This is a genomic window from Microbacterium bovistercoris (assembly GCF_003387575.1).
GTDB classification, from domain to species: Bacteria; Actinomycetota; Actinomycetes; order Actinomycetales; family Microbacteriaceae; genus Microbacterium; species Microbacterium bovistercoris.
Map to the genome: position 1 here is coordinate 148,243 of NZ_QUAB01000039.1, position 12,234 is coordinate 160,476.

Sequence of the window (12,234 nt, forward strand, 5' to 3'; positions counted from 1 at the left end):
ACATGGCCAGAGCACTTCTCATCGTCGACGTGCAGAACGACTTCACCGAGGGCGGAGCCCTCGCGGTCGCGGGCGGTGACGCCGTCGCGTCCGGCATCTCGCGCCTGCTCGACGAGCGCGCCGCTGATTACGACGTGATCATCGCGTCGCGCGACTGGCACGACCCCGAGGGGGACAACGGCGGGCACTTCGCCGTGGAGCCCGACTACGTCGACACCTGGCCCGTGCACTGCGTGGCGGGGACGGAGGGCGCGGAGTACGATCCGCTGCTGCAGACCTCGGCGATCACCCACCATGTGCGCAAGGGGCAGGGGCGCCCTGCTTACTCGATGTTCGAGGGCACGGCCGACGCCGGGGCCACGGTCGCGGAGATCCTCACCGCGCACGGCATCGTCGAGGCCGACGTGGTCGGCATCGCCACGGACCACTGCGTCCGGGCATCCGCGCTCGACGCCGTCGCGCACGGCGTGCACGTGCGCATCCTCACCGATCTCGTCGCGGGCGTGGGAGAGGAATCCAGCGCCGCGGCGCTGGCCGAGCTCGCACACGCCGGGGCGGCTCTCGCCGAGGCGGGCGCGTGACCGGGCGCTGTGCGCTGCTGCTGCGCGCCGTGAACGTCGGCGGCAGGAACAAGGTGCCGATGGCCGAGCTTCGCGCGCTTCTCGCCGATCGGCTCGGTCAGCAGAACGTGAAGACCTATATCGCCAGCGGCAACGTCATCTGCGACCTCCCTGTCGACCCGCAGGCGGTACGGAGGCTGATCGCCAAGGAGTTCGAGGTCGACACCCCCGTGGTGCAGCGCAGTCACGAGGAACTGGTCGCGGCACTCGCGGAGAACCCGTTCCCGGATGCGGCATCCGAGAAGATGCTGCACGTGATGTTCCTCGACGGCTCTGCCGCGGCCGGGGCAGTGGAGGCGCTGACGCCACGGCTGCAGCCGAGTGAGCGGATCGCCCTCGTCGGCGACGAGCTCTGGATCGACTACGGCTCCGGCGGCGTGCAGTCCACGAAGCTCACCGGAGCCGTACTGGACCGTGCTCTCGGCGTCGCGGGCACCGCACGGAACCTCCGCACGGTGCGCACGCTCGCAGAGCTCACGGCCTAGACGCTCAGTCGTCGAGGTCGGTGGCGACCACCACGGCATCCGCGTCGAGCAGGACCTCTGCGTCGCGCCCGTCCGTCGTGCGCAGTTCGACCTCGTAGACGACGCCGGACTGCGAGGTCGTCGACACCTTCTCCACGGTTCCGCCCGCGGCCGCCACGGCCGCATCGGTGACGGTGGAGAGCAGATGCAGGTCGATGAGCGCGTCATCGGACCGGTCGTCGTCGTCATCGGAGGCCACGCGCACCGTGCCGTCCGTGGCGACGAACGCGTCCAGTTCGATGCCGTCGGCACGGCGCAGCTCCACTTCGTAGCCACCGTGCTCGGCCTCGATCGAGGTCGCGCCCTGCGCACCCGTCTCGGCGATGGCGCTCTCTGCGGCCGCGCGGAGCGAGGCGGCATCCGCGGGTGCCTGCGAACCGTCGCCGTCGTCGTCCCGCCCGTCGTCGTCGGTCTTGTCGTCCCGCCCGTCGTCGTCGGTCGTGTCGTCCCGCCCGTCGTCGTCCGCGTCGTGCGCATCATCCGCGTCGTCGTGATCCGCGGCGAACGCTCCCTGCGACCCGCGATCGTCGTCGAAGCCGCCGGTGACGGCGTAGGCGCCTCCGCCGACGGCCACCAGGGCCACGGCTGCGGCGCCCGCGATCAGGGCGATCCGTCCCGGTCGGCGCTTCGGCTTCTGCGCCGACGCGGTCGCGTTCGCGGCATCCGCCGGCTGCTCGGCCATGCGGGCGGTCGGGGTCTCGTCCTGCGGGGTGTTCTTCTCGGTATCCATGACTCAAGCCTCTCCGAGTGGGGGTGAACCGATCCTGAAGCATCCTGAAGACTTCTTCAGGCCGCGGGAAGATCCACCGTGAACAGGGCGCCGCCATCCGCAGCATCCGTCACCGTCACGGTCCCGCCGTGCGCGCGGATCACCTCGGCGACGATCGCCAGCCCCAGCCCGCTTCCACCCTCGTCGCGGGCGCGTCCCTCGTCCAGCCGCACGAAGCGGTCGAACACGCGCGCTCGGTCGGCCTGGGGAATGCCGCTGCCGTCGTCCTGCACCTGCAGCAGCACACGTTCAGCCTGCGTCATCACCCGGATCGTGACCCGGGTGCGTGCATGACGGGCCGCGTTGTCCGCCAGGTTGCGCACGACCCTGCCGAGGAGCGACTGATCGCCGATCACGCGGCCCGGCCCGATTCCTCCGGCGTCGACGGTGATGCCCGTGCCCCGCAGCCTCCTGACCTCGGTGAGCACGAGATCATCGAGATCGACCGGGGCGACCGCGCGCTCCCGCCGCTCGTCCAGGTGCGCCAGCAGCAGCAGACCCTCGACGAGTTCCTGCATCCGCAGCCCCTCGGCGAGGACGACGTCGCTCAGCGCTTCGAGCGAGGTCGCCTCGGGATGCGCCTCGGCGAGTTCGGCGTGCTGTCGCATCGTCGCAAGCGGGGAGCGCAGCTCGTGCGAGGCATCGCTCACGAAGCGGCGCTGCGTGAGCTGCGCGGCCTGGATGCGGTCCAGCAGGCCGTTCATGGTACCAGCCAGGGCGCTCAGCTCGTCGCCGCGGCCGGTGTCGAGCCGCTGATCCAGATCGGTCGCGTCGATGCCGTCGACCTGCCGGCGCAGCCGCTCGACCGGCGCGAGGGCGCGACCGGTGACGACCCACAGCACCCCGCCGATCAGCACCAGCACCAGAGGCACGGCGAACCAGAGCAGGCCGGTCGCGGTCGAGACCGCATCGTCGACGTGCTCCAGCGGCTGCGCGACGGTCAGCAGCCCGGCATCCGTCTGCTCGGACGCCACGAGGTAGGAGTCGCCGTCGATGACGACCCGCGCCGGATCGGACTCCGCGGCGGTGGGGAGTCCGGCGGCGTCATCGTCGTTGGTCTCGTCGTCATCCTCGTCGTCGTCATCGTCCGATCCCTGGCCGCCCTCGGCACCGGCCGGGTCGAGACGCACGAGCACGTCGCCGTCGAGGTCCTTGACCGCGGACGGATCCCGATCGACCTGTTCGGCGATGGTCTTCAGGTTCTGCTCCAGTGCGACGGCGACGCCCTCGGTGAGCGAGCCTTCCATGATGCGCACCGCCACGACCGATCCGAGGGTGAGGGCGAGGGCCACGACGATCAGGGCGCCGAGTGTGATCCTCGCGCGGATCGACCGTGAGAGCCGCCTCTTCGCAGCCGTCACCTCAGCCGCCCATCGCCGCGAGGCGGTATCCCGCGCCGCGCACGGTCTCTATCGCAGCACGGCCGAACGGGCGGTCGACCTTGCCGCGCAGGTGCCCGATGTACACCTCCACGATGTTGGCGTCGCCGTCGAAGTCGTCTCCCCAGACGTTCGCGATGATCTCGCGCTTGGTGACCACCTCACCGCGTCGACGCAGCAGGAAGTCGAGTACGGCCAGCTCGCGTGCCGTGAGCGTCACCTCGCTCTCGCCGCGGAACACGCGTCGTGCGGCGGGGTCCAGCCTCAGATCACCCGCTTCGAGAACGGCGGGCCGCTCTCTGCCGCCCCGGCGCACGAGCGCCCGAAGCCGGGCCACGAGCACCGGGTACGAGAAGGGCTTGGTCAGCCAGTCATCGCCGCCGGTGTCCAGACCCTCGACCTCGTCCCACTCGCCGTCCTTGGCGGTGAGGAAGAGCACCGGGGTCCAATCGCCCTCGGCACGCAGCGTCTGGCAGACCCGGTAACCGCTCATCCCGGGCATCATCACATCCAGCACGATCACGTCGTAGTCGTCGTCCCTGGCGGCATCGAGCCCCGACATCCCGTCGTGCGCGACCCTGACCACCATCCCTTCGGCCTCCAGGCCGCGGCGGATGCCGTCGGCGAGCCGGACCTCGTCATCGACAAGCAGGATACGCATCCGACCAGTCTCGCGGCTGCAGGCTGAAGCGCAACTGAAATCCACGGTCGATACGCTGAGCGGGTGACCGAGTATCCCGCCACCATCGCGACCGCGGTCGATCACGAGCTCGTCATCAAGAAGTCGCGATTCCTCGCGCACGTCGCACCGGTGGCATCACCGGAGCAGGCGGATGAGGTCATCGCCGCGATCAAGAAGCAGTACTGGGACGCCCGGCACAACTGCTCCGCGCAGGTCACAGGGCTCCGGGGTGACCGCGCCCGTTCATCGGACGACGGCGAGCCGTCCGGAACCGCGGGCATGCCGATGCTCGAAGTGCTGCGCCGCCGCGAGCTGACCGACGTGGTCGCCGTGGTCACCCGCTACTTCGGCGGAGTGAAACTCGGCGCAGGAGGCCTTGTGCGCGCCTACTCGTCCGCAGTGTCGGAGGCACTCGATCTCGCCGTGCTGCGGGACCGGATGCTGCTCTCGCAGGCCACCGTCGCCGTCCCGCACATGGACGCGGGTCGCTTCGACAACGCCGTGCGCGACTGGGTCGCGGAGCATGGCGCGGTGCTCGGCGAGACCACGTACTCCGCCGATGCGGTCTTCGAGGTGTGGGCGCCGGCCGGGGAGCTCCCGGCTTTCGAGGCCGACGTCGCCGCGATGTCGGCCGGAGTGTGGCATCCGCTCGTCACCGGCGCCTCGCGCGTGATCGACGTCCCGCGCTGACGCGGCGCTCATGCGGTGGGCGGAGACGGCGCGGGGCGGCTCGCGGCCGCCTGCGAGAGGCCGCAGAGGGGGATCAGATCGACCCGCCGGATGCCGCATTCCGCACACCGCACGTAGACGATCACGCCCTCCGACGTGGGGTGCCGCGACTCCGTGATCCAGCCGTGCTCGTGGCGGTGCGGCCGGGCTGGAGCGGGTGCGGATGCGGTGCGGGATGCGGTCATGTCTCCACGATGATGTAATGCTCTTATGCATCTCAACCCTTACGGCGAGTACGCCGTGCTGCTCGCGGCCTCGCTCGCGAACGACTGGCCGGAGACCCGGGGCGGGATCGAGGAGCGAACCCGCGAGTTCGGGATGACGATGGTGTTCTCCGTCGCGGACGATGACCATGCGGCCACGCGGGCGGTGCTGGACGAGTGGCTGCGCGTCGTCGACGCGGACACGGCTGCGGAACGCGCACGCCTCCTGAACGGGCAGATGGCCGCTCGGGGCGCCTACCCGCAGCTCACCGATCACGACGGCGAGGGATGGCATCTGCACTACCGCGACGATGCGGCGACGCTGCCGCTCGTGCTCGGGGCGGTGTTCAGCGTGGGCACCGCGCTGCACCTGGCGGGCCGGGGCATGGGGAGGCTCGGTCGCTGTGCGGCGGCTCCCTGCCGCCGTGTCGTCGTCGACGTCACCCGCAACGGCAGACAGCGCTACTGCTCGGTGCGGTGCGCGAACCGGGACGCCGTGCGACGGCACCGGGCCCGGCAGCCCTGAGCCGTCACGGAACGGTCCCGGCACGCGCGGATGCGGCGGTCCGGTCGAACGAACCGCCGCATCCTGGGCATCCGGGCTCGCTGCTCAGGCGACGGCGTCCAGAGCCGGTTCGGCAGCCTGCGCCGAGGCCGGCGTGCGGCGGAAGAACGCGAGAGCGAGCAGTCCGCCGACGAGAGCGACGGCTGCCGACCCGAGGAACGCCGCGGAGTACCCGTCGGTGAGCGCCGCCAGGTCACCGAGCTGCTCCGCGCCGAAGGATGCGGCGACGGCGGTCATCGCGGCAAGGCCCAGTGCCGAGCCGACCTGGTAGCTGGTGTTCACGATGCCGGAGGCCAGTCCGCCCTCCTCAGGGCGGGCGGCCGAGATCGCCGTGCCCAGCGACGGGATGAAGGCCAGTGACATCCCGAGCGCGGCGACCAGCGAGCCCGGCAGCACGTCGACGAGGAAGTTCCCGTCGGGGCGCACCAGCGACAGCCATCCGAGCCCGGCCGCCAGCAGCACGAGCCCGGCGACGATCGGCGTCTTCATGCCGAACCGAGCGATCACGCGCGGCGCCAGCACGATCATGCCGACCATGATGAGGGCCGTCATCGGCAGCAGGGCCGCGCCGCTGGGGAACGCACTGTAGCCGAGCACCTGCTGCAGGTAGAGGTTCAGGAAGAACCACATCGGGATCCAGGCGCCGCCGAGGAAGAACTGCGCGAGGTTCGCGGCGCCGAGCCGAGGCGCGCGGAAGATCGACAGCGGCATCAGCGGACTGCGGGAGCGGGACTGGATCACCAGGAACAGCGCCAGGAGCACCACACCGCCGCCGATCGCGAGCAGGGTCTCGGTCGCGGCCCAGCCTGCCTCGGGAGCGCGGACGATGCCGTAGACCAGTGCGCCGAGTCCCAGGGTGGCCGTGAGCGCGCCGAACAGGTCGACGCTGCCGCGGGCGCCGGACGAGCCGCCGGGCAACAGTGGGCGGGCGACGAGCACCGCGAGGATCGCGATCGGGATGTTGATGTAGAACACCCACGGCCAGGACGCGTACTGCGTGATCAGGCCGCCGAGGAAGACGCCGGCCGTGCCGCCGGCGGGAGCCGCCGCGCCGTAGAGTGCGAGCGCCTTCGTGAGTTCCCTCGGGTTCGCGCCGAACAGCATCATCAGCAGCGTCAGCGCGGACGGCGCGATGAGCGCGGCACCCGCGCCCTGGACGACGCGTCCGGTGAGCTCGATGGTCACGTCGCCTGCAGCCCCGGCGAGGAAGGATCCCGCCAGCAGGACGATCCAGCCCGCGATGAACAGCCGGCGGGCGCCGAACAGGTCGGAGAGCCGGCCGCCGAGCAGCAGCAGACCGCCGAACGCGATCACGTAGGCGTTGAACACCCAGGAGAGCGTGCTCGGCGTGAAGCCGAGGTCCTCCTGCATGCGGGGGAGCGCGACGCCGATGATCGACGTGTCCATGATCACCATGAACTGCGCGGTCGCGATGAGCCCGAGCGCCCACCAGCGGCGGCGGTTCGGTGTGGGGGATGTGGTCATGATCGTTCTCCTTCAGTGTCGATCGGGTCAGTGGGCGTGGACGTGGTGGCTGTGGTGCTCGACGGGGGCCGACGGAGCGTCCGACGCCTCGACGACGAACGATGCGGTGCGCACGCGCCCGTCCACCTGGAAGTCGAGGTAGAGGAAGTAGCGGCCGGGTGTGGGTGCGGATGCGTGGAATGCGATCTCCGGGCCGGAGAGGCTGCCCGGCGCCGGATCGTCGCCGAGTGCATGCACGTGCAGGTAGGCGAGGTCGCCCTCGCGCAGCGCGACCAGGTGCCCGAAGGCGCTGAGGTACGGCTCGAGACGCTGCACCGGATGCCCGTGCTCGGAGACCGTCACGGTCAGCACGCCGCCGTCGCCGGTGAGCAGGGCTCCTTCGAGGTGCACGTCGAGGTCGTCGACGCTGACGTGCCGGCGCTCGCCGCGCGCGGAGACCGGGCGGAGGTCGCCGGCCACGTCGATCGTGTGCGAGAGGGTGATGCCGTCGGCGCCGAGCGGCGTCGCGTCGGCGAAGATGCGGTAGCTGCCTGCAGCATCCCACGCGACCGGTGTCGACCAGATGCCGGTCGCGGCGTCGAGAGCGGGATGCAGGTGACGGTAGCCGACGCCGTCGGTGCGCACCACGATCAGGTGCAGCGCCTTGCCGTGGCTCGGTGCGAAGCCGGTGACCGGCGTGCCGTCGGCGGCACGGATGGTGAACGACAGCGTGCCCGGGATTCCGGCTGCGGACGGAGCGCTGACGTCGGTCAGCAGGTATCCGTCCCGTGAGAGTGTCGTGCCGGTGATGTCCATGATTCCTCCTCGAATGGATGCTTCGAGGAGGATGAACGGAATACCCCAGGGGGGTATTCCGGATTTTCTCCGATCAGTTTCGCCAGACGGCCTCTGCGACGACGGCGGGGCGGGGCCGGGCGTCATATACGCGTACCCAGTCGGGGCGCACGGCGACGACCAGGAACCCGTCCGCGAAGGCGCGCGAGCCGGGGAAGCGGCCCTCGTAGGCGCCGCCGATTCGCTCACGTTCCGCATCTTCGGCGATCGTGGCGGAACCCTCGGCCTGCACGCTCACATCGCCCGCGCTCACCACCACTGCCGCACGTGCGTCGGCCCGCAGGTTGGCGACCTTGCGCGCATCATCCGGCGTGTTGAAGATCAGGGTGCCGTCGTCGAGCGCGGCGAGGCCGACCAGCGCGGCCTCCGGCGCGCCGTCGGGGGAGACGGTCGCGACGACCCCGCATCCGATGGCGTCGACGAACCGGGCGATCGAGGACGGATCGTGCGGATCGGGGGCGGTCATGTGAGGCATGACCCAGACACTAGCGAAAGGGGCATCCTGTGGATGCCCCTGAACACGGTGGGCCCCGTGGGGCTCGAACCCACGACCCGCGGATTAAAAGTCCGATGCTCTGCCAACTGAGCTAGAGGCCCGCTGTTCCAGTCTAGGGTGCGGGGATGGGCGCCCCGTTCGGGCATCGCGCGTACCCTGGTGCGATGCCTGCGCAGTTCCATCGACCAGAGCGCCGCCCCGCGGCCGCCTTCGACAACCTCGTCGGATCGCACGATCCGGCTGAGGAGACCCGGATCGCGCACGCCACGGCATCCGCCCTGCTCGCGCGCGTGCGTGCGGATGACAGCGGTGTGAGCGCCGAGCGCCTGATCGCGTACACCGGGAAGCACGGCATCGACGAGATCGCCGAGCTGTGGTCGAAGGCGCCGGCGCGTTCTCTGCCGGGCGCACTGTGGCGGCTGTATCTCGTGCAGGCGGCGATCCACGGCGACCCGACGACGACGGCGCTGCTCTACGAGCGCGGCCGTGTCGAACTGAAGAGTGCGGATGCCGTGATCGCCGGGGCGCCGTCGCCGGCGAGCCCCGAGGAACTCGTCTCCCTGATCGACACGATCATGCGCGGGGCGTTCCGCGGCGACTTCGCCGTTGCGCTCGACCGCGCAGCGTCGTTCTGCCGGGTGCAGGGATCCGGGGCCACGCACACCGCCGACGACTACGAGGTCACCGAACCCGACCGTGCAAGCGACCTCACGCGCCGGGCTGCGCGCCTGAGTGCCTACGCCGACGACCTGACGGCGTCGGCCAAGGCATGGAGCGCCGGCGTACTGACCTGATCCGGGCGTGGCCGTCGGGAATCACAGACCGATCATCCGACATTCGGCGTGTCCGGTGCGTGATCCCGTCGACGCGCCGGGGCGCGGGCATCCGGTCTGTGTTTCCCGACGTTCGACGGGTACGCGATCAGCGCGGGCTGAGCAGGAAGGCGTTCAGTCCGGCGGTCAGCGGGTCGATGGGCAGCACATGGTCGTCGATCGCCGTGATCGGGGCCGCGAGCCGGATGCTGGAGACCAGCCACGCGGCGTCCGCCTTCGCGAGATCGGATGCCGGGATCTGTGCGTAGCCGGCGTCGAATCCCTGCTCGGCGAGGTGCTCGTAGACGCTCAGCTGAGTCGTGCCGTGCAGGATGCCGCCCGACGGCGCCGGGGTGACGAAGCGGTCGCCGAATCTCAGGATCAATGAGGCGGTCGGAGCCTCGAGCACGAACCCGTCGGAGCTGAGGAAGATGGCGTCGTCGGCTCCTCGGCGGTGCGCCTCGCGGACGGCCGCCATGTTGACCGCGTATGACAGCGTCTTCGCTCCCAGCAGCAGCCAGGGAGCGCGCTCGGCCGCGGCGATGTCGTAACCGCGGTCGAGTGTCACGACCCGGATGCCGGCGGTGCGCGGCGCGGTGAAATCGCCGGCCTTCGCCGCGGTCGCCCACGCGGTCGGCGTCGGTCCGTGCTCGACGCCTCGGCTGAGGATGAGCTTGACGACGGCCTCGCCCTTGGGGCATTCGGCGGCGGCGACCGCGACAGCCTGCCGCCACTGCTCGAGGTTCGGTGCAGGCAGCTCGCACAGTTCGGCGGAGTGCGCCAGGCGCTGCACGTGCGCCTCGACCTCTTGAGCATGCCCGTCCACGACGCCGATGGACTCGAAGACGCCGTCACCGCGCTGCGTGCTCAACTCCCCGACGCTGAGCGCCGGTGCCGAGGCATCCACGATCCGGAAGGAATCGGAGAAGTCCGCGCGCTCCTCATCAGCGGCGGCGGGCACGATCATGAGGGCGAAGCGGGTGACCATGACACGAGCTTAGGACTCCGGGAATACCTCGGCGTCATACGCGTTACACTTGATCGGCCGGGCCGCATAACCCCGGGCTCCAACTTCTGCCGCTGCGAGCGGCCTTCCGCCGAGAGGCGTTCTTGCGGCCCGGTCTTCTCATGTCCGGGGGGCGCGAGGTTCCGCATGGGCGTCATGAAGACGACGCTGGTTCCGGCTGTGCCTAACTTCGGAGCTAGGCTCGCGACGCGCCGAGGTTTCAGGCGGATGCCGCGGCGTTTCGTCCTCGACATCCGGAGTTGGGCACGAGGTCAGGCGCGGGTGGCGAGCATGCCGAGGATCGCGCGCTCAACGAGATCCCAGTCGTAGATGATCATCGCGTAGTCGAACCGCAGCGTCGTCAAGCCCCAGGACGCGGCATTGGCGTCGCGCACCAGGTCTTTGTGCCGCATCGACTCGCCGTCGTGATTGGCCTTGCCGTCGGCTTCGATCAGGAGCCATCCGTCGAGCACGAGGTCGACGCGTCCTGTGCCGTAGACATCGACCTGTGTTCGGACGCTGATCCCGTGACGACGTAGGCGCAGACGCACGAGGGACTCAAGACCGCTGTCTGCGTCGGCCCTGGAGAAGTCCACGAGGTCGCGACCGACTGCGTCCAGCGCGGAGCGCAGTACAGCGAGTGCCTTACCGAGAATCAGATTCTGGCGCCGCGCCGATTCAAGCGCGACGAAGAACTGCTCGGCCCCGCGGCATCGGTACACCTGCTCGAGCACCTGTGTCACAGAAGGCAGACCGAAGGCGTCGCGACAGTCGCCGGCGTCCCAATGCGGCACGCTGGCGCAGTCAGAGTGTGCGTACTGGTGCCGGTCGGCGCGCATCCACACGTGCGGACCAGGGCGGGGCGTCGGCTCGGCCGATTCATCCTCCGGCGGTGGCAGCAGCCACAGGCCCAGGTGCTCAGCAGCGTCGGTGCAGCCGAGCGAACCGCCGTGTTCCGCCGCCGTGAATGCGTCGTCGCAGGCATCCTGCCAGGCGTACACGCCGCGCCGGGCGCGGCGGAGCCGTCCGGAAGCGACGAGATCGGCGATCGCGCGTTTCGTGTATCCCTGAGCGCGAAGCTCCTTCGTGGTCCATATCGATGGGCGAGTCGATGAGCACATCCGGCCAGCCCAGCATGCCCGGCATGAGCTGCCTCGCGCGATCCCCGCTCCTGTGGATGAGTCTGTGGCAGCCGCGGCGTGTGCAGAGCGAGTCGCGCGGACCTGACTTCGGACGCCATGTGCGACACGCCGCCAGGACAAGCGGATGCCACGGCGTGTCGGCCGCAGCATCCGAAGTTGGGGACGGGGACACGGCTGAGCGTCTCGACGGACTTACCCGAACCGACCCGACACGTAGTCCTCGGTCGCCTGCACCGAGGGAGTGGTGAAGATCGTCGCGGTGTCGTCGTACTCGATGAGCTTGCCGGGCTTGCCGGTGCCGGCGATGTTGAAGAACGCCGTGCGGTCGGACACACGCGAAGCCTGCTGCATGTTGTGGGTCACGATGACGACCGTGTACTCGTTCTTCAGCTCGCCGATGAGCTCCTCGATCGCATAGGTGGAGATCGGGTCCAGGGCCGAGCAGGGCTCGTCCATCAGGATCACCTCGGGCGAGACGGCGATCGCCCGCGCGATGCACAGACGCTGCTGCTGGCCACCCGACAGCCCGGATCCGGGCTTGTCGAGGCGGTCCTTGACCTCGTTCCAGAGGTTCGCGCCCACCAGCGACTTCTCCACCAGCGCGTCCTCGTCCGAACGCGACATCCGCTTGTTGTTCAGCTTCACGCCGGCGAGCACGTTCTCCTTGATCGACATCGTCGGGAACGGGTTCGGGCGCTGGAACACCATGCCGACCTGCCGGCGCACCAGCACCGGGTCGACGCCGGGGGCGTACAGGTCGCGTCCGTCGAGCAGCACCTCGCCCTCGACGCGCGCGCCGGGGATGACCTCGTGCATGCGGTTGAGGGTGCGCAGGAAGGTCGACTTGCCGCAGCCGGAAGGGCCGATGAACGCGGTGACGCTGCGCGGCTGGATGTCGAGGGAGACGCCCTCGACGGCGAGGAAGTCGCCGTAATAGACGTTCAGGTCGTTGACTTCGATGCTCTTGGACATATCGGGTTCCTTGTCT

15 protein-coding genes and 1 tRNA gene are annotated in these 12,234 nt (G+C 69.9%); 5 read left to right on the forward strand and 11 right to left on the reverse strand.

Annotated features, from left to right (window positions below):
• The first annotated feature begins 2 nt into the window (after positions 1-2).
• Positions 3-581, forward strand: coding sequence for an isochorismatase family protein (locus tag DY023_RS08280; RefSeq protein ID WP_116241857.1), 579 nt, complete (start codon positions 3-5; stop codon positions 579-581).
• Entirely contained in the window at positions 578-1,105 is a 528-nt protein-coding gene (locus DY023_RS08285) for a DUF1697 domain-containing protein (protein WP_245958632.1), read from the forward strand. The genes DY023_RS08280 and DY023_RS08285 overlap by 4 nt, the downstream gene beginning before the upstream one ends.
• A 4-nt stretch (positions 1,106-1,109) precedes the next feature.
• On the opposite strand, the gene DY023_RS08290 is transcribed toward DY023_RS08285, so the two are convergent.
• Genes DY023_RS08290 through DY023_RS08300 form a run of 3 tightly spaced genes read right to left on the reverse strand, consistent with a single transcriptional unit; the run spans position 1,110 to position 3,953 of the window.
• Positions 1,110-1,874 carry a hypothetical protein gene (locus DY023_RS08290; protein WP_116241858.1) on the reverse strand — a complete coding sequence of 255 codons (765 nt, stop codon included), beginning with the start codon at positions 1,872-1,874 and terminating at the stop codon, positions 1,110-1,112.
• Between the two features lie 56 nt (positions 1,875-1,930).
• Complete coding sequence (locus DY023_RS08295) at positions 1,931-3,274, reverse strand: sensor histidine kinase (RefSeq protein ID WP_116241859.1); 1,344 nt, start codon at positions 3,272-3,274, stop codon at positions 1,931-1,933.
• A gap of 1 nt (position 3,275) precedes the next feature.
• Positions 3,276-3,953 (reverse strand): response regulator transcription factor, encoded by a 678-nt coding sequence (locus DY023_RS08300; RefSeq protein WP_116241860.1) that lies wholly within the window; start codon positions 3,951-3,953, stop codon positions 3,276-3,278.
• Between the two features lie 63 nt (positions 3,954-4,016).
• Between DY023_RS08300 and DY023_RS08305 the strand changes: the two genes are divergently transcribed.
• A complete protein-coding gene (locus DY023_RS08305) occupies positions 4,017-4,664 on the forward strand; it encodes an IMPACT family protein (protein ID WP_116241861.1) in 648 nt (215 codons plus the stop codon).
• 8 nt (positions 4,665-4,672) lie between these two features.
• Here DY023_RS08305 and DY023_RS08310 read toward each other — a convergent pair whose 3' ends face one another.
• Positions 4,673-4,888, reverse strand: a complete 216-nt coding sequence (locus DY023_RS08310) for a hypothetical protein (protein WP_116241862.1) — start codon at positions 4,886-4,888, stop codon at positions 4,673-4,675.
• Positions 4,889-4,913: 25 nt separating this feature from the next.
• Between DY023_RS08310 and DY023_RS08315 the strand changes: the two genes are divergently transcribed.
• Complete coding sequence (locus tag DY023_RS08315; RefSeq protein WP_116241863.1) at positions 4,914-5,432, forward strand: CGNR zinc finger domain-containing protein; 519 nt, start codon at positions 4,914-4,916, stop codon at positions 5,430-5,432.
• An 84-nt stretch (positions 5,433-5,516) separates the two neighbouring features.
• Here DY023_RS08315 and DY023_RS08320 read toward each other — a convergent pair whose 3' ends face one another.
• The 4 genes from DY023_RS08320 to DY023_RS08335 form a co-directional block, all read right to left on the reverse strand.
• Positions 5,517-6,956: an MFS transporter gene (locus DY023_RS08320; RefSeq protein ID WP_116241864.1), complete on the reverse strand. Its 1,440-nt coding sequence runs from the start codon at positions 6,954-6,956 to the stop codon at positions 5,517-5,519.
• A gap of 27 nt (positions 6,957-6,983) precedes the next feature.
• Positions 6,984-7,751 (reverse strand): hypothetical protein, encoded by a 768-nt coding sequence (locus DY023_RS08325; protein WP_116241865.1) that lies wholly within the window; start codon positions 7,749-7,751, stop codon positions 6,984-6,986.
• Between the two features lie 73 nt (positions 7,752-7,824).
• On the reverse strand, positions 7,825-8,265 hold the full coding sequence (locus DY023_RS08330) for a pyridoxamine 5'-phosphate oxidase family protein (protein ID WP_220347261.1): 441 nt from the start codon (positions 8,263-8,265) through the stop codon (positions 7,825-7,827).
• A gap of 49 nt (positions 8,266-8,314) precedes the next feature.
• Positions 8,315-8,387, reverse strand: a tRNA-Lys gene (locus tag DY023_RS08335).
• A gap of 63 nt (positions 8,388-8,450) precedes the next feature.
• On the opposite strand from DY023_RS08335, the gene DY023_RS08340 reads away from it, so the two are divergent.
• Positions 8,451-9,080 (forward strand): DNA-directed RNA polymerase subunit beta, encoded by a 630-nt coding sequence (locus DY023_RS08340; RefSeq protein WP_116241940.1) that lies wholly within the window; start codon positions 8,451-8,453, stop codon positions 9,078-9,080.
• A 127-nt stretch (positions 9,081-9,207) separates the two neighbouring features.
• On the opposite strand, the gene DY023_RS08345 is transcribed toward DY023_RS08340, so the two are convergent.
• The 3 genes from DY023_RS08345 to pstB form a co-directional block, all read right to left on the reverse strand.
• Positions 9,208-10,086, reverse strand: a complete 879-nt coding sequence (locus tag DY023_RS08345; RefSeq protein ID WP_116241867.1) for an aminodeoxychorismate lyase — start codon at positions 10,084-10,086, stop codon at positions 9,208-9,210.
• A 290-nt stretch (positions 10,087-10,376) separates the two neighbouring features.
• Complete coding sequence (locus DY023_RS08350) at positions 10,377-11,225, reverse strand: type IV toxin-antitoxin system AbiEi family antitoxin domain-containing protein (RefSeq protein ID WP_116241868.1); 849 nt, start codon at positions 11,223-11,225, stop codon at positions 10,377-10,379.
• Positions 11,226-11,438: 213 nt separating this feature from the next.
• Positions 11,439-12,218: a phosphate ABC transporter ATP-binding protein PstB gene (pstB, locus tag DY023_RS08355; protein ID WP_116241869.1), complete on the reverse strand. Its 780-nt coding sequence runs from the start codon at positions 12,216-12,218 to the stop codon at positions 11,439-11,441.
• Between the last annotated feature and the right edge of the window lie 16 nt (positions 12,219-12,234).